Source organism: Ktedonobacter sp. SOSP1-85, assembly GCF_016587415.1.
Lineage (GTDB): Bacteria > Chloroflexota > Ktedonobacteria > Ktedonobacterales > Ktedonobacteraceae > Ktedonobacter.
Window position 1 is genome coordinate 344,457 of the sequence record NZ_BNJI01000003.1, and the last position, 16,978, is coordinate 361,434.

A 16,978-nucleotide genomic window follows, 5' to 3' on the forward strand; every position below is an offset into this window, starting at 1 on the left:
ATATTCCCCGCCTTTTCCCTTGACAGGCTTCTCTTTCTCGTCTATTATCTAAGTAATTACTTAGATAATAGACGAGAAAGAGAAGAACCATATGGCTGAAGCTGGAAGCAAACGAGGACGAATGCGTGATGCCAGGCTGGCACAGGAGGTGATCCTGGATGCTGCGGAAGCGATCTTCGCTGAACATGGCTTCGATGGGGCCCGCATCGACGCGATCGCGAGAGCGTCGGGGTACAACGTGAGTTTGCTCTTTCAATACTTTGAGGACAAGCTTGGCCTCTATACTGAGGTGCTCAAGCGCACTGACCGAGATCTGGGCGCCCTTCAGGCTCGTGTCCTTGCCCCTTTGTTTGAGCAGGATACGGGCTCGATCCCTGCCCAAAGGTTCAAAGCCTTTCTGACTGTTGTGGTACAAACCATCTTTGCATATCTCCTGAACCATCCCCGCTTTCTGCGTATCTTGACCTGGGAAATGGCTGAGGGCTGGCAGACGTACAAACAGATCGCCTCCCAGTTGCCGCGCAAAGATCAGGAGCAGTTCGAGCTATTTTTTCAACAGGCGGAACAAGCCGGGCTGCTGCGCTCCAGTTTCACACCGCTGATCCAGTTGGCAATGATTACCCCGATCTGTCAGTCCTATCTGGCCTCTCTGCCCTTGTACCAGACGATGCTCCCAGAGGAAGATGTCTCCTCGGAGGAAGCGCTCGCCCGCGCCCGCGAGCACCTGGTGACGCTCATCGTGGCTGGCATGCTCATCGAACTCCCAGAGCCAAACACCTAGCCATCGCCGAAGAGATCAGCCCGCGTTTTTTTAGCAGTGATTTGAAGCATTCGGGGAGCAATCGTGGCAAGTCGTCCTCTCGCTTGGCAGGCAGGTTAAGTCAGCCTCGCTTGGTCCCATCCCAGAGAATGTGCTGCTTGCTCCCTTTGTGCCGCAGTTGGAGATCCCGCCGCGTGCTCGCGTCTTTGTCACCCATGGTGGAGTAAACAGTGTGATGGAGAGCCTCTCGTATGGTGTGCCGATGGTGGTAATCCCCCAGGAGACGCTGGATCAAATGATCACCGCACGACGCCTGGCTGAACTGGGGTTGAGCCTCGCGCTTGCACAGGCGGAAATCACGGTGGGCAGGTTCCGTGAGGCTGTCGAACGCGTTGCCACCGGCGAAACGATTCACCAGAATGGCAAACACATGCAACGCCTCGCGCGCGAAGCAGGTGGATATCGGCGTGCGGTGGAAGCGATCATGCACTTTGCACAGGAACGTACCAGGTAACACTACGCGGGAAGACGGTCGTGGCAGGCTCCAGTCCACCAGCACGACGGTAGCCTTTGCTCGAGAAGAGAACGACAAGATCTCATCCGGGAGGAGAAACATGAACAGATCAGAGAACGACACGAGAACAGACGACAAGCAGCACCAGACACACGGGACGGTAGCGGGGACCATCTTTGGATGGATCTTCCGTTTGCTTCGAGGGCTGCTGAGGAGAGGTGGCCGACAAGGCAGCAGAGTGGTCGTGACAGGAGCTCCTGCTGGCACAGTCAAAGCCATCGTCGCCTGTCTGGGAGCCAGCGCGACTGATGCAGCGGGTAGCTACGACTGGATACGAGACCTGGCGCAACGGCCTCAAAACACATCTCTGCGTTTTTACCGCTTCGCCGAAGGGGGAGATCTCGCCTACAATGGTCTCCAGCGCGTGCCTGCCATCATCAACTCCCATCCAGACTACGTGATCGTGCTGCTTGGGGAGAATGATGTGCTGGCCTTGATTGCACCGAAACACGCCCAGTTTGTGCGCCTGACCAAACATCTCCCAGCCGAACCTTCTCCGCAGTGGTTCCGCGAGGCGATGCAAACGGTGGTCCGGCGCCTCAAGGGTGAGACGCAAGCCGCCGTCGCCCTCTGCTCGCTGATCCCTCTTGGGGAGGATCCGAACTCAGCGAATCCTTTCCAGGCCGAAGCCAATCGGCGCATTGAGGAGTACAGCGCCATCATCAAGGACATCGCGCGGGAGGAAAAGGTGGGCTATATTCCCCTCTATGAGCGGATGCACGAACTCATTCTCGCGTCCCCTGGTCGCGCCTTCACGAGCTTCGACTTTCTCCCGCTCTATCGTGATATATTCCGGCAGTTTGTCTTACACAAAAGTAATGATGAAATTGGACAACTCAACGGTTGGCGCTTTCATCGCGACGGTCTTCACTTGAATAGCAGAAGTGGGAAACTGCTGGCCGACCTGGTGCAGGAGTTCCTCCTCAGCACAAAAAACGATGGGGACGGCTCCAGATGAGTGTGCTCAACACTCTCTTAGGGGATATGTAATGGTCATCTGCTACCACTTGTCACGTGGCGGGATTGGAGCCGCAGAGAGCACCGGCAGGCAGGCATACGGCTCTTGCGCCATCAACACGTGGAGATCCGGGTGGAAGCTGGGGACGCTGCCATTCCAGTCGGCATTCCTCCAGCTCTTTCCCGTGCCGAGCGTATTCATGCTCAGTTTTCGTGGACAAAGCGGCTGGCTCGCAATGCACGTCCCGAAACGGCTCGTCTGGTCATCATTCAACTCTTTGGGGTTTCGGATCTCGTTGCCACCTTGATGGGTTGATCCTTGCGTCTTCCTACTCCGAACGCGAGCGCGGACGAGAGAGAGCAATCAGCTCCATTGGGAGGCTGGGATCAGGCAGAGAGATAGAGTTGGAGCGCTCTTTCGCCCGCCTGAGCAAAGATCCCATCCTGGCTGGATCGCGCACCACTCACTCCAATGGCTCCGACCACCTGTTCTCCAACGTATAAGAGAAGTCCACCTTCAACGGGGACCATACCAGGCACCCCCAGGACGGCCATGTTCCCTTTGTCAAGAAGCTCTTCATGGAATTTGGTTGGTCGGCGAAAATGCACAGCGTGGACGGCCTTCGCAAGTGCCATATCCACACTCGCGTTGGCATTCTCATCCATCCGTTGGAAATAGAGCAGACGACCACTGTCATCCACAATGGCGATAGCCACAGAACATTCATTTTTGACAGCTTCGTTTTCTGCCGCTGCCGCAATCGCTTTGGCCGCTGCAAGTGTGAGAACCGGTTTCGTTGGCAGTTGAGTCATGAGATATCCATTCTTTCTTTCAGGATCGAACACAGAAAAATCCAACGACGCGAGCATATCAGCAGACGTCTTGAAGGATCCCCGTTCTCTTGAGAGCATACCTCATCCTTCTCGCAAGATCAAGCAGCTTTCGCCCCCTCTTTGCCGACTAGGTGATTGGTTGAGGGCACATGCTACAGTGGGTACGGGTGTAGCGATTGGTCGCCTCATATGATCCTAGTCACCTACAGCAACATCTTCTGTCAGAATGGCTATGTCTTCCGCGAGGCCAACCCGTATGATCAGGTCTGTGTGACTCCAGATCAGCGGACGCAGGTTTACTATGATAATTACTATGCGCCCTATCGCGTCGATCCCAATGGAGCCTATGGGCCAAAGACCTGTGTCAATGGCTACGTCTGGCGTAATGGCTTTGGTGGAGATTATGTCTGCGTCACACCTGCCGAGCGTTCTCAAGTCGCCTATGACAACAGCCAGAGCGCTTTGCGTATTCTAGCTCAGTAGCCCGGTCCGTGTTGAGCCAGAGAGGAGTGGGTGGTGCGTTCGGGCACGAGTCCGCCAGGGGAGAGAGCAGGAGAGAAACCATACTCCTTTCCTGCTCTCTTCATGAGTTCACGCCGACCGCAGGACCTGTCGCATTTTTGGGCGAGGAATGGTCACCAAGAATGTGCCAGATCGACAATTCCAGCAATTTTTGCTCGTGAATTTACAACTGCCGATTACGTCTGTGATCGGGATGTACCATACCGTAGATCTCGATCTCTGAGTCAGGCCGGAGGTGTTGGAGGTAGGCGAAGCCGGTGAGGGTGTCTCCCTGATCATGGAGTAACTGTGCTGGTTTGTTTCCTGATGGTGCAAGCATCTCTTCCAGGGAAACGAGAAAGTCCACCCCTTCATACAGGCGATAATTCTCGATCAGCCTGGTTATGTTTGCTCGATCACTTGCAATAACCTCTGTTTTAATTTCGCCTGTTACACTATGTTGAATTCATATTTTCTTCCTTTTATCGTATGTGTGTCCCGTTGCCATCATTTCCTCACTTCTTCTTCGACTCTTCACATTCAGTTTATTGAGTCATCCAAACCGGGACAAGTACAAAGGGGCAGTGAACCGGCTGAAATTGATCAAACGGAGCATGTATGGGCGTGCGAAGTTCGATTTACTGCGCATACGAGTGCTGTGTGCAGCCTGATGCTGAGATGGAAAGGAGATTGAGGAAGCTCTGGCTTGACAAGACCAGTCGCCAGAAGAACGTTTCTGCCCTTCCATTGTTGGGCTTATCACTAACTTTGCGTCAGAACCCGAAAAACAACGTTAAGCGATAGGGTGTCTCCCCAGGTCCATTCTCGCTGGTTTGAACTGATCAATTTCTGCAGTTCAGGATACCAGACTCTTCAATTTACACACAAGTCAGTATACCGCCGTTCTAACTGATCACTCCCAAAGGTCGCGGTGGTCGAGATCACTGAGTGAGGAGTTGATGTGCAGATCGTGCTCGGGTGGAGCGCTGTGGCTCGCCTCTTGAGGTGTAATGCGGATCTCCTCTCGCAAGTGCGTTGTGCTGACAACATCGAGGAGTTCTTCTCCATTGTGAGGAAAAGGCCCTCCATCCTGCATGATGCCTCGCGCTTCTTCTAACTGAGCAGCAAGTGCGCGTGAGACAACCGTTTGAGGGTGTGTGTCTCCCAAAGACCGCAAACGGATCTGAAGGGCACGTTTGGTCAGAGCATAAGCCTCGCTCATATTGCCCTGAAACTGGTGAAAGAGAGCCAGGTCGTGAAGCGTTTGTGCTGTCTTCGGATGATCCTGGCCAAGACGCTGTTCACGGATCTGCAATGCGCGCTGGAACAGGGCCTCGGCTTGTTCATATTGGCCCTGTTCTTGGCAGAGAAGCGCCAGACCATGTAGGGGATACGCGATTGCGTGATGCTTCGGCCCAAGCGCTTGCTCAGCAATAGCAAGGGCTCGCTGATACAGCACCTCGGCCTGCGTCGAGTTGCCCCACTCGCGGTAGAGATCAGCCAGGCTCACAAGCGTAAAAGCCACATCTGGATGTGCTGGGCCTAAGGCCTGTTCCTCGATGCGCACTGCCCGCTGGAAAAGCGATTCCGCCAGTTCATACTTGCCCTGCTCCCGATAGAGGTCGCCCAGATTGCTGAGTGGGCCCGCCACCCGAAAATGCTCCGGCCCCCATGCCCGTTCGCGGATCTGTAGCGCTCGTTGATATACTCCCTCTGCCAGCTCATACTTGCCTTGTTCGTAGTAGACATTTCCCAGCCGGTTGAGCGACAAGGCAACCTCCAGATGCTCTAGACCCCGAGCCTGCTCCCGGATCTGCAGCGCTCGTTGCTGCAACGGCTCGGCCAACTCGTACTTGCCCTGCTCATAGTAGACCATCGCGAGTCCTTCGAGGGGGTACGCTACTTCCGGATGCTCCGGCCCCAACGCCTGTTCCAGAACGTACGAAGCTTCCTGAAACAGCGGTTTTGCCTGCGCATAGTTGCCCAAGAGTCGATAGAGATAGGCAAGCTTGCTCTGCAAAGAGGCAACGTTGGGATGTTCCAGACCAAACAACTGGATCTGGATCTGGAGCGCTTGTTGATACAGCGATTTCGCTCGTTCATACTGGGACCTCTGGTCCAAATAGTCTGCCGCCTTCAGGAGTAGCTCAGCGAATTCCTGGTTCTGGAGGCAAGCAGGGAGCGCGGCGGCACAGGTTATCACGTGGGGAAGCAGTCGTTCACAGGGCTCCCATATTTTTGTCCCGGTGTCACTCGTGACTGCCGGAAAGGCCGCATTGAGCAGGTGGACCACGCGCTGCTGCCACTGCATGTGTTCTCGTTCGCTCATCCCTTCCTGCAGAATCACCTGGACCAGGCGGTGCAGCGAGAGCATTTGCGTCTCGGGCTGCCGTTGCACCAGCGAGAAGTTCCGCAACGCAGCGATTGCCTGATCGAATTGGTAGAGATCTGTGACAAAGGGATCAGCAGTTCCTTCGGAAGAGGCGGTTCCATCAAGAAAGAATTCCTCAGGAATACCTTCCGGTGCAAGAAAAGCGCACAAACACAACAAATCAGCGGCGAGAGAATGTTGTTGCCTCGCTTGTTCGAGGGCCAAACGAAAGGTGGTGGTGACGGGGTGAGGATGATCGCGCCCCGCGGTTCCTCGCCGTCCCAGCAGTGGGGTCCGTTGTTGCTGATACCGTTGCAAGTAGTCGCTCAGACCGCATCCTGCTTCTTCGATATAGGCGCCAGCCTGGTCGAGGGCCAGGGGTAATCCTCCCATCACCTTGACGAGTTCCTGGGCAGTCCCCCACTCAGAAGGGTGTGGTTTGCTCTCGTCAGACCTCATTTCTTTGTTGAGATGAGCACGTCGCAAAACAAACGCTGCACCCTCATCGAGCGTCATGGGTGACAACTCAAGGCTATGAGCCAGGGTTCCCAGCGAGGAGCGGCGTGTTGTGATGAGAATGGCTCCCTGACGGGCCGGAGGGAGAAAGGAATAAAGCAGTTCCGGGTCCTCGACGTTATCCCAGATCAACAACCATGTACCATTCGTGGTCAGCCAGTGCTGTACCGCTGCCACCATCCGTTGCTGATCGCTGTCTCCACGCTCCGGGAGTTGGAGGTGTCCGGCAATGCGACCCAGACTCGCCAGGATGCTCTCAACCGTTTCCCCCTCAATCCAGAAGATCGCACTATACTCCAGGGCGTAACGATATGCATACTCCAGGGCGATCTGGGTTTTGCCAATCCCGCCAAGCCCATATAATGCATAGGATTGGGTGAGGGCCACCGCATGGTCCGTATGCAGGCGCTGATGCAACTGGTCAAGCAAGGCATCTCGTCCGGTAAAGAACACATTGCGTTGATAGGGCACAGACCAGTGAGGCGAAAGCGCGGTCAGACTGGCTTCGAGAAGCTGTCGTGTTTCTGCTTCGCTCAGTCCAAGCAAACGCCCCAGTTCCAGGACGACACTTTTCCTCTCAGGGAGGTAGTTGCCCTGTTCCCAGGACCAGATGGTATTGTGATGCACGCCCAACTGCTCAGCCAACACCCTTTGACTGAGACGTTTGCGCTTGCGAAACGCCTTGAGTATATCTCCGAATGGTGAGATGAGCATAAAACGGTGTCTACTTCTCTCCTCACAAGAACGGTCACACAAAATCATAGAGAATCACAGCAGTACTGTGATTCTGCTATTGTAGCATAGAACAGAGAAATTATCCAAAAACAACGAGGTGATATCTTGTCTCGAAAAACGATAGGAACTTTGTATGCTGTGAGTTGCATGCTTGAACTGATTGCCGCGTCTTTTCTCGAAAGGGGGCCTATTCTCACTGTGCTTTGTGCCTTCGCCGGCTGGGTAAGAGGGAGAAGCGCTCATCATATGGGCAAAGAACACGAATTGGGAAGCCGGGAGAGAGGTCACCTGGCGTTGACCTGAAGGCAATTGATCCGAGCCATGCTGGAGAGCCACACCTTTCAACAAGTAAGTGCAGGGTCGTCTCCGCCAGTAAAACGGGCGATGGCGTACTGTTTAGTTTACTTCGTGCTGTTCATACCAAAGGGGAGATCGCTCTGCAGGATGGGCGATACAGAGACCCAAAAAAGGAGAAAGAAGAAGAGAGGATGAACACATTTCAAGGAAAAGTCGCGGTGATTACCGGCGCAGCCAGCGGCATTGGTCGCGCCCTGGCCGAACGCTGCATTCAGGAAGGTATGAAGGTCGTCCTGGCTGATGTCGAAGAGCAAGCCCTTCAGCAAACCAGCCGCGAACTCACCGCTCAGGGTGCCGAAATGCTCGCCGTACAGACCAATGTCTCACAGGCTGAAGATGTCGAAAGGCTTGCGCAAAAAGCGTTCGAGACCTATTCAGCGGTGCATCTGCTGTTCAACAATGCGGGCGTCGGAGCAGGCAAGACCGCCTGGGAAAGCACCCTGGCCGATTGGGAATGGGTACTGGGCGTCAATCTCTACGGAGTCATTCATGGCATTCGCTCCTTTGTACCGAGGATGCTTGAGAGCGGAGCTGAGGGCTACATTGTCAATACTGCCTCGATGGCGGGTCTGACCTCCAGCCCCGGTCTGAGTGTGTACATGGCGAGCAAACACGCGGTCGTGAGCCTGACTGAAACACTCTACCATGAACTGACCCTCAGAGAGTCCAACATCGGGGTCTCGGTTCTGTGTCCCGGCTTCGTGAAGACGCGCATTCAGGACGCGGAACGCAATCGCCCGGCGCGCTTGCAGAATGCACCAGATGTACCTGTTTTCCACGAGCAAAAGGCATCGCGGGAAGAGCAGGAGGGTGGGCAACTGTTGCAGCAAGCCATTCGCGAGGGGATGTCTCCCCAGCAGCTCGCCGACATGACCTTTGCTGCTATGCGCGAGGATCGTTTCTATATCTATCCGCCTGAATTCAAAGGGGGCATTCAGGTTCACATGGAAGATATTCTGACACCGCGCAATCCCACTCTGCTGTTGCCGAAATAAGAGACGAACAATCTGATTGACGTGGAAACAATGAACAAAGGAAATACTATCATGAACTCAACCATCAACCCTTCTGTGACCGACGCGGAACTCGCTCAGTCGTTTAAAGCGCCATCGTTGTGGAGCCTGATCGTCAGCCTGTGGCCCAGCATTCTGCTCAACGGCGTGTGCGTCATTGCCGTCTACCAACTGGTGAAGCACTTTACCTCGGCCTCCGACGTGACCGCGCTAGCGCTCTCGGCTCTGCCTGCCCTGGTCGGGGCGATCTTCACCCTGATCCGGCAGCGCAGCGTCGATGTGCTGGGTGCCTTCACGCTCATCACGATTGTGGCATCGATCGGCCTGACCTTCCTGACTGGCGATGCCAAACTCTTCCTGATCCGCGAATCGTTACTGACGGTGCTCTTCGGCGTCATCTGCCTGATCTCGCTGCTCTTCCCGAAGCCGATCTGGTTCTATATCATCCGGTACTTTACCGTAGGCAACAGTCAGGAGCAAATGCTCGCGTATGAGGCCGCCTGGAAATTCCGCTCTTTCCGAGGCTATATCCGCACGGTCACGATCCTGTGGGGTGCTCTCTACATCATCGAGTTTCTCATTCGCCTGGCCATGATCTACACGCTCACCATCTCCCAGGTGTTAGTATTCTCATCCATCCTCTTCTACGCGCTCACCATTCTGGCCAGCGTGCTGACCTTCCGCTTAGGCGCGCGCCTGCGCAAGCGGAGCACGCAGAATAACGCACCACAAACGCGTGCCTTTCCCATCCAGTAAAGCGCAAAAAGCCTTGTCAGAACGTGCGTTAGGTTATATCATCACAAAATATGTGAATGCTCCCAGGAACATCAAAGGTCATGGTCTCAATCGTTGTGGTCACCAGGTCGACACGCATGTGATAATCAAAGGCCATACCCAAGATCTCTCGCGTATGCTTGCATAAGGCGAAACAGCCTCTTACACGCGATCCATCAGCCAATTTGACTTCCAGGATATCAGAAAACACGATCTCTGTCTCAGAGAGATCCTTCTCCTCTCGCAGAAGATTAGGAGCTACTTGAGTTGCTTTGCCTGTGCAAGAGGGTCGAAGGTTCGGACGCAAATGCTGGGTTGAGGGGCCTTTGTCCGAACTTTCGGCCCAACAGGAAGTGAAAGTCTAGGTACGTTGTCTGGCGCGTTTCTGCTGAAGGCGGCTTTGCAAGAGAACAACAATAAGCAAAAATATGCCACGAATGACATTCTGCCAGAATGAATTGAGGTAGAGCCCTCCACCATGATCCAGCGTGTAATTATTTTCTAACTGAAGGATCTCCACAATCGTGCCTAATAACAGCACACCCACCAGCGTACCAAAAACTGAGCCAACACCGCCGGTCAATAATGTGCCACCAACTACCACCGCCGCGATGGCAATCAGTTCCCAACCGTTCCCTTCTGTTGCTGAACCACCATTCAGATTGATGGCTAACAATACTCCGACAAGTCCAGCCAACGCGCCACTGAGCGTATACACCCAGAAAAGCGTCCGCTTGACGGGCAACCCCATCAGTTGCGCTGCTTCGGGATTGCCCCCAATGGCCAGCACATAGCGGCCAAAGCGCGTATACCGTAGCACCAGGATGCCAATGAGAAAGGCCACCAGCAGAAGTGGGATAGTGAACGGCACCGGTGGATTAAGAAAGCCGTCCCCCACTGTTGTTCCCGCAACCGTTATGAAATCACTTTTCTGATCCAGGTTGACGCTGGCTGCATCATTGATGAGTCTCAAAGCCACACCACGCACAATATACAAGGTGGCAAGCGTGGCGATGAAGGGTGGCACACGCATCCACGCAACGACAATACCATTCACAATCCCTACCAGCGTACCCGCAATAACCGCCGCAAACAGTGCATAAAAGAAACCATGCGAGCTGGTGAGCGCTGCAACCACACTGGCAAGCGCCGCTATACCGCCGACAGAGAGATCAATGCCGCCAGTCATGATCACAAACGTCATTCCCAGTGCGATAAGTCCAAATTGCGCATTGAAATTCAGTACGCTGTAGATAGTGAGTGTATTGAAATTGTCATAGCGAAGAAAGCTAAAGGTCACGACAATAATGAGCGCGATCAGCGCTCCTTGCTGTCTCACAAACTCACCAATTCTGGGCAGGCGCTCTTTAATCCCGATGCGCGTGTTTGCTTCGCTCGGCTCTGCCAGCGCCGCGATGCCTGGCTGTGATGAAACCTTCGGCATAAGTGAGTCCTCCATACTCATAAACTGTGCGCACTCGCTGTGGCACACAATTGCCCCCTTATTATGCTTTGCGCTGACGCTGGAGGAAGACTGCCAGCACGATAAGCATACCAATGATGATACTGGCAATATCATTTGGCACATTCAGCGCCACCAGTGTCTGACGAATAAGCTGAATGAAGATGGCCCCAACCACTGTTCCCACGATGGTTGCATGCCCGCCGGTCAGTCGAGTGCCGCCCACTGCAACCGCCGCAATCGCATCAAGTTCCTTACCCAGACCATCAGTAACTGGATTTGCCGCAGAATCAAAGGCGATATACGCCAATCCGGCGATTCCGGCCAGCAGACCACTAATCGCGTAGACGATGATCAAAACCCGGTTCACAGGGACACCCGCCAGGCGCGCCGCCGATTGATTCCCACCAGCCGCAAGCAGATACCGGCTAAAGGCGGTGGCACGCATAAGCCAGGCAAAAATAGCAACAATGACGGCCATCAGGATCACTTGCCTGGGAAGGAAGCCGAACAGATTGCCACTCAGCCAGCTCACAATGGGCGCGCTTAAAAACGCAAACTGGAATCCATTGACCGTGACCTCAGCAACTCCACGGATCGTAATCAGGGTGATCAGCGTGGCAACAATAGGCTGTACCTTGAAACGCGTCACCAGTAGCCCGTTGAATGCGCCGATCAATGCGGCAACCACCAGCGCAATCGGCATCGCAACTGCGGTACCCAGCACGATGTTCTGGATGCCAAACAATTTCCCGCTGAAAATCAGGTACGTGAGTATCCCCGTCAGGCCCATGATCGAGCCCACCGAAATATCGATGCCTCCAGTTGCAATCACCAGGGTCATGCCAACCCCAAGGATCAACGTTGGCGTCACGTGGACCAGCAGATCGGTGATCGAAATCCACGAGTTGAATTGCCTGGTAAAAAGAACGTTGAAGATGATGAGCACCACTAGCGCAATTAATGCTCCATAATCCTGCCCAATAGTACGCAGACCCCTCAACTCTTTGAGCGTTGTCAAACGCTGCTCTAATCGAATCATGCGCCTTCTCCTGTGCCAGATTGCTCCTCTCCATGCGCCATAGCGGCCATGATCCCATCCTGGCTGATATCCGCACGAGAAAGTTCGGCCACTGTTACTCCATCACGCAATACCGCCACGTGATCGCTTCCTTCAATGATCTCTTCAAGTTCAGAGGAGATAAGCAAGACCCCCATACCTGACTCCGCCAATTCCTCGACCAACTTCTGTATCTCACCTTTGGCGCCCACATCGATGCCACGTGTCGGCTCGTCAAGCAAAAGCAAACGAGGATGTAAACAGAGCCAGCGCGCCAGCAAGACCTTCTGTTGATTGCCGCCCGATAGTTCGCGAATCTTTTGCTCTGGCCCCGCCGTTTTGATACCTAAACGTTGAATGAAACGATCAACAATCTGTTCTTGCTTCTTGCGATCAACGATGCCAGATCGCGTCAAAGTAGGAAGTGCCGCCAGCGTGAGATTTTCGCGCACGGAGAGATCCGGAATAATCCCATCAATCTTACGGTCTTCCGAACACAGTCCGATGCCTGCGCGAATGGCGTCTATAGGCGCGCGGAAATGAACTTCTTTCCCGTCAATAGCGATTTTCCCGGCTTCGATGGGATCAGCTCCAAACACAGCACGAGCAACTTCGCTCCGCCCGGAACCGAGCAATCCCGCCAGGCCAACAATCTCCCCCGCACGCACCCTGACACTCGCATTTTGGAGCTTACGACCCTGGCGTAATCCGACTGCATCCAGCAGCACTTCCTGCTGGGCGTGGTGACGACTGGCATCAAAGCTGGTCTGCCCACTCTGTTGCACGCTACCTAAATCTTTGCCGAGCATCTTGGACACTAACTCGAGCTTGCTGATGCTTGCGATAGGCCGCGCATCCACCATGACGCCGTCGCGCAAAATAGTAATGCTGTCACAAATCGCATACAATTCGTCCAGTCTATGGCTGACGAAGATGATGGAAACTCCCTCCGCTTTCAATTGCCGAATCACAGCAAACAGAGTAGCAACTTCATCATCATTGAGCGAGGATGTGGGCTCATCCATGATCACCAGTTTGCTCTTGAAGGAGATGGCACGCGCAATCGCCACCATCTGCTGAGTCGCAATGTTATAGGTATTGAGTGGCTTTGTCACATCGATCGAGAGATGCAACCGCTTCAGTAATGTGCTGGCCTCGGTGTTCATTTTTCGCCAGTCGAGCAATCCCCAGCGAAAGAGTTCGCGCCCCAAAAAAATATTCTCGGTAACGCTGCGATATGGAACAAGATTGACCTCTTGATAAATGGTGCTGATGCCATGGCGCTGTGCCTGTTGTGGCGATTGGAAAGCCACAGGCTGCCCATCAAAGAGGATCGTCCCTCTATCGCTGCGATATACGCCCGTGAGAACCTTGATGAGCGTGGATTTACCCGCGCCATTCTCTCCGATCAGCGCATGCACTTCGCCACGCGCCACTCTTATCGAGGCGTCTGAGAGGGCAACCGAGCCGGTGAAATGCTTGGTGATATGCTCCATGTGCAGAAGCACCTTATTTTCTTCCATGACCTACCTCTTAAATCGTTGATACTGGCGCAACTCGCTATCACGGCAGCGCCAGTATCAACGCGAATGCGCTTAGAGAAGTTTAGAACGCGTTAGGTAGGTAAGCTGCCGCTGTGCCATCGGCCTTCTTGAAGACTCTATCTGGCTGCACGACCCACGCGGGCAGATCATCGCCCTTGACAAACTTATCGAGGGTATCGAAGACCAGGGAACCAAGTCGCGGGTTGCATTCCACGACCGCATACTCTTCACCCGAAACTACGAGATTGACAGCATCTTTCGTTCCATCGATAGAAACCACCTTGATATCCTGTCCGGGATGTTTGCCGGCCGCCTTGAGTGCTGTGATCGCGCCAATGGCCATTTCGTCGTTATGTGCGAATACACCCTTAATATCGGGGTACTGTTGGATCAAGGTCGCCATGACTTGCTGACCTGTCGCGCGGTTAAAATCAGCAGTCTGCTCGGCAACGATTTTGATGCCAGGCGCCTTCGCAGCCAGTTCGCCATTAAAACCACCACCACGCAAAATAGCGGGAGAGGAGCCAGTTGTGCCATCCAGTTCGACGATGGTCGCCTTCGCGCTCGAACCACCCAGAGCCTCGATCAACGCATCAGCCGCCAGCGCTCCCTCTTTCTTAAAGTCGCCACCCACGAATGTGGCAAAGTCACGGCCTGGCGACGCCTGTTGCTCATTGACATCACGATCCACAACAACTACGGGAATACAGGCTTTACGAGCGGCAACAACTTGAGCCGCTTCCGCATCTTCGGTGTGTGGGTCGACCAACAGTACATCAGGATGATCATTAATCAGGTTCTGGATATCCTGGACCTGCTGAACATCAGAGTTGTTCGCATTCGTTTTCAACAACTGGTAGCCATGGGCCTTGGCCGCAGCCTCGATGCTAGCTTCTTCAGCAAAGCGCCAGGCGCCGTCCAGTGCATTCTGCGACCAGGCGACCTTATGAACGGGGCCCGAGGGTCTGACTAACTTTGTGTTGCTGCCGGGGACACAGCTAGAGGAAGAACTTGCCGAGTTGCCGCCGCTGCCCCCACAGGCAGAAAGCGCCATGCCCAGAACCGCGATGAGGGCGATGTTCATCATGAACAATCGCTTGAGTGGAGACCTGGAAAATTGCATTAGGAACCAACCTTTCGTAACAGATGACAGCGTTGTCCGCCGAGCAGAGTGAAGCGTCCGTATCTACTGATATCGATTCACTCACATCCTAGTGCGCTACGATAGTAAGGTATTGCTTCTTCAACCGCTTGTTGGAATTTCAAGGTACCAAAAGTGCCCCACCAGTACGGCTTAATATAGCGCCTTCGTCAGCGCATTAGAAGCCTGGCAAGAAGTGCAAACCAAGTGAAATTATGACGTGTAGGATATGATCTGTTCCATGCTTCCCTTGCAACCCCGGGATGATAGAGATGCCTGGAACAATTGACGAGCTCCAGCTCTAAGCTGAAATGCCCTCACCTCCTTATGATGCGGGATTTATCGTAGCGTCCTGCCACGAAGCTGTGGATTGACCTGGAGTACAGCCGATTAAATTTAACCGCTTTAAAAGAAGTATAATGATGGAACTCAACTTTGTCAAGGACTCTTGCTCAAATGCGCAATACTCTTGCGCGAATGAACAAATCCGGCAAAAATTGACGCCGCCAAAAGTGCATCGTATACTTTAAGTGAAATACTAGCCGTTCGGTACCCGATGATTGAATTTAACCGCTTAAACCGGAGAGGATGCGACAGGGAATGACGACAATTGCTGATGTAGCCCGCCGGGCGAAAGTAACGACGGCGACCGTATCTAATGTGCTTACGCAGCGCGTGCCCGTCAGCGATAAGACACGCGCACGTGTTCTACAAGCCATCAAAGAATTAGGCTATCGTCCAAATTTAGTGGCGCGGGGATTAGCCCAGGGCAAAACATTGACATTAGCATTGGTCGTGCCCACCCTCTCAAATCCCTTTTTTGCCGAAGTCGTGGAAGAAATCGAGCGCGTCGCGGACATGCACGATTATCAATTGCTCTTGAGTATGACCCATAATTCTCCAGAAGAGGGCAAACGCCACCTGGAACGCATGGCCAGTCGTTGGGCAGACGGCTTCATCGTGATGGGAATGGCCGCCGATATCGCCGATGTCCTCGCTCTCAAGGATAGTGGCAAGGAGGTGGTACTGAGTGTATGGAATCAAGATGCATCTACCCAGACCCTGCCCGTGGTAGATATTGATTTTCGTCTGGCAGGCGAATTAGCAACGCGGCACCTTCTAGAATGCGGCCATCGTCGCATCGCGGCTATCGTGGAAGAACCCGTACAATTGACAAGGCGCAAGGGCTTCGAGACCACACTTACAGAAGCGGGCATCCCTGTCTTGCCCGAATATATCCGCCAGGGCGATTCATCGTTTGAGAGCGGCTATCAAGCTGCTTTAGCATTGTTAGCGCTGCCTCAACCACCTACCGCAATCTTTGCTGGCAACGACTGGATGGCCCTGGGCGCGATGGAAGCTATCGCAAGCCGGAACTTATCGATACCACATGATCTCTCAGTAGTAGGAGTAGATGATATCAGTCAAGCCGCACACTCCCACCCTGCTCTTACAACCATCAGTATTCCCAAACGGGAGATGGCTCGTGCCGCTACCGAATTGTTGCTGCGCTACATCCAGGGAATAGATATCCCTACAGAACCCCTGAAGATCCTGGTCAGCCCTCATCTCAAGGTACGCCAATCAACCGCCAGGATCAACCAGGGCTGTTGCAAAGTTGGGAATAAAATCCAAGAAGAGGAATAAAACAGAACTTTTCGAGCTTTAGGAATGGTTGAGGCATCCAATTCCTAGCGACGAAACGCCTGTTCATGACCATTACAACAATTTCCCATCGGCTTGATCTACCCAATCAAGCTCTCCTCTTTGATTTAGAGGCTTTATATGGACAATTACAGCACGTCAAAGATCGTCGAGATCGGACCTTGCAAGAAGATCATTCTCAACTGCGAATGGATCATGCTCCTCATGTGCTCGCGTTACTCAACAATACGGCCATTGGCTTGATGGCTCGTCGAGGCGAAACCAATCTGCCTCATGCGAAACGGACATTCAGCTATCAGATCGACAAAGCCTTATCAAACGTGGTCGCATGAACCTGATTGTGGACTTTGCAACAGCCCTGGGGGAGTGAATAAACGATCACAGGACGCTTGACTTTTCCCCCAACATCAGGTACACTTTACTATATCGTCTGCACAGGACCACTCCCAGGTGGCCCTTTCTTTTTGCCCGCTTCTCCTGCATCATCACGGACACTCCCCTTCCCAACAGCGTTCTGTACTCCACCGATGAGCCCTCTTTCACCATATAGAGGGGTGCAACTAAATCAGCACTGGAAAATTGCCTCTTCATCGATCCCTGATCGCCTTCATGTTCTCTAAAAACAGGAGCAAGTAAATCAGAGATCGAAAACGCGCCTGTTTTCACGAGAAATGTCCTTTTTGCTTGACACAAGAGAGACTCCTTTGCAGAGTA

General features: G+C 53.5%; 16 protein-coding genes and 1 pseudogene. 9 read left to right on the forward strand and 8 right to left on the reverse strand.

Annotated features, from left to right (window positions below; all coding sequences use genetic code 11):
* Positions 1 to 91: 91 nt before the first annotated feature.
* From KTE_RS39595 to KTE_RS39610, 4 genes and pseudogenes are all read left to right on the forward strand, one after another.
* The gene (locus KTE_RS39595; protein ID WP_201391698.1) at positions 92 to 781 is read left to right on the forward strand and encodes a TetR/AcrR family transcriptional regulator; all 690 of its coding nucleotides are present in this window, start codon (positions 92 to 94) and stop codon (positions 779 to 781) included.
* A gap of 79 nt (positions 782 to 860) precedes the next feature.
* Positions 861 to 1,274 (forward strand): annotated as a pseudogene (locus KTE_RS39600) (nucleotide disphospho-sugar-binding domain-containing protein); the annotation flags it as partial.
* A gap of 100 nt (positions 1,275 to 1,374) precedes the next feature.
* Complete coding sequence (locus KTE_RS39605) at positions 1,375 to 2,292, forward strand: GDSL-type esterase/lipase family protein (protein ID WP_201391700.1); 918 nt, start codon at positions 1,375 to 1,377, stop codon at positions 2,290 to 2,292.
* Positions 2,293 to 2,424: 132 nt separating this feature from the next.
* Positions 2,425 to 2,607, forward strand: a complete 183-nt coding sequence (locus KTE_RS39610; RefSeq protein WP_201391702.1) for a hypothetical protein — start codon at positions 2,425 to 2,427, stop codon at positions 2,605 to 2,607.
* 71 nt (positions 2,608 to 2,678) lie between these two features.
* Here KTE_RS39610 and KTE_RS39615 read toward each other — a convergent pair whose 3' ends face one another.
* Positions 2,679 to 3,104, reverse strand: coding sequence for a heme-binding protein (locus tag KTE_RS39615; RefSeq protein ID WP_201391704.1), 426 nt, complete (start codon positions 3,102 to 3,104; stop codon positions 2,679 to 2,681).
* Positions 3,105 to 3,314: 210 nt separating this feature from the next.
* Here KTE_RS39615 and KTE_RS39620 point away from each other — a divergent pair, with 210 nt between their 5' ends.
* Positions 3,315 to 3,608, forward strand: coding sequence for a hypothetical protein (locus KTE_RS39620; protein WP_201391705.1), 294 nt, complete (start codon positions 3,315 to 3,317; stop codon positions 3,606 to 3,608).
* A gap of 202 nt (positions 3,609 to 3,810) precedes the next feature.
* Here the strand turns inward: KTE_RS39620 and KTE_RS39625 are convergent, their stop codons facing one another.
* Positions 3,811 to 3,966 (reverse strand): hypothetical protein, encoded by a 156-nt coding sequence (locus KTE_RS39625; RefSeq protein ID WP_201391707.1) that lies wholly within the window; start codon positions 3,964 to 3,966, stop codon positions 3,811 to 3,813.
* A 573-nt stretch (positions 3,967 to 4,539) separates the two neighbouring features.
* Positions 4,540 to 7,227, reverse strand: coding sequence for an FxSxx-COOH system tetratricopeptide repeat protein (fxsT, locus tag KTE_RS39630; RefSeq protein WP_201391709.1), 2,688 nt, complete (start codon positions 7,225 to 7,227; stop codon positions 4,540 to 4,542).
* Positions 7,228 to 7,736: 509 nt separating this feature from the next.
* Between fxsT and KTE_RS39635 the strand changes: the two genes are divergently transcribed.
* Positions 7,737 to 8,600 (forward strand): SDR family NAD(P)-dependent oxidoreductase, encoded by an 864-nt coding sequence (locus KTE_RS39635; RefSeq protein ID WP_201391711.1) that lies wholly within the window; start codon positions 7,737 to 7,739, stop codon positions 8,598 to 8,600.
* 51 nt (positions 8,601 to 8,651) lie between these two features.
* Entirely contained in the window at positions 8,652 to 9,374 is a 723-nt protein-coding gene (locus KTE_RS39640; protein WP_201391713.1) for a VC0807 family protein, read from the forward strand.
* 379 nt (positions 9,375 to 9,753) lie between these two features.
* On the opposite strand, the gene KTE_RS39645 is transcribed toward KTE_RS39640, so the two are convergent.
* The 4 genes from KTE_RS39645 to KTE_RS39660 all read right to left on the reverse strand — a co-directional run bounded on the left by KTE_RS39645 (position 9,754) and on the right by KTE_RS39660 (position 14,545).
* On the reverse strand, positions 9,754 to 10,836 hold the full coding sequence (locus tag KTE_RS39645; protein WP_201391715.1) for an ABC transporter permease: 1,083 nt from the start codon (positions 10,834 to 10,836) through the stop codon (positions 9,754 to 9,756).
* A gap of 61 nt (positions 10,837 to 10,897) precedes the next feature.
* Positions 10,898 to 11,896, reverse strand: coding sequence for an ABC transporter permease (locus KTE_RS39650; RefSeq protein ID WP_201391717.1), 999 nt, complete (start codon positions 11,894 to 11,896; stop codon positions 10,898 to 10,900).
* Positions 11,893 to 13,437, reverse strand: coding sequence for a sugar ABC transporter ATP-binding protein (locus KTE_RS39655; protein ID WP_201391719.1), 1,545 nt, complete (start codon positions 13,435 to 13,437; stop codon positions 11,893 to 11,895). Before KTE_RS39655 ends, KTE_RS39650 begins: the two co-directional genes overlap by 4 nt.
* Positions 13,438 to 13,519: 82 nt before the next feature.
* Positions 13,520 to 14,545, reverse strand: a complete 1,026-nt coding sequence (locus tag KTE_RS39660) for an ABC transporter substrate-binding protein (protein WP_201391721.1) — start codon at positions 14,543 to 14,545, stop codon at positions 13,520 to 13,522.
* Between the two features lie 654 nt (positions 14,546 to 15,199).
* Here KTE_RS39660 and KTE_RS39665 point away from each other — a divergent pair.
* Together KTE_RS39665 and KTE_RS39670 are read left to right on the forward strand one after the other, a co-directional pair.
* Complete coding sequence (locus KTE_RS39665) at positions 15,200 to 16,246, forward strand: LacI family DNA-binding transcriptional regulator (protein WP_201391723.1); 1,047 nt, start codon at positions 15,200 to 15,202, stop codon at positions 16,244 to 16,246.
* A gap of 65 nt (positions 16,247 to 16,311) precedes the next feature.
* Positions 16,312 to 16,596, forward strand: a complete 285-nt coding sequence (locus KTE_RS39670; protein ID WP_201391725.1) for a hypothetical protein — start codon at positions 16,312 to 16,314, stop codon at positions 16,594 to 16,596.
* A gap of 46 nt (positions 16,597 to 16,642) precedes the next feature.
* On the opposite strand, the gene KTE_RS39675 is transcribed toward KTE_RS39670, so the two are convergent.
* The gene (locus tag KTE_RS39675; RefSeq protein ID WP_201391727.1) at positions 16,643 to 16,930 is read right to left on the reverse strand and encodes a hypothetical protein; all 288 of its coding nucleotides are present in this window, start codon (positions 16,928 to 16,930) and stop codon (positions 16,643 to 16,645) included.
* Between the last annotated feature and the right edge of the window lie 48 nt (positions 16,931 to 16,978).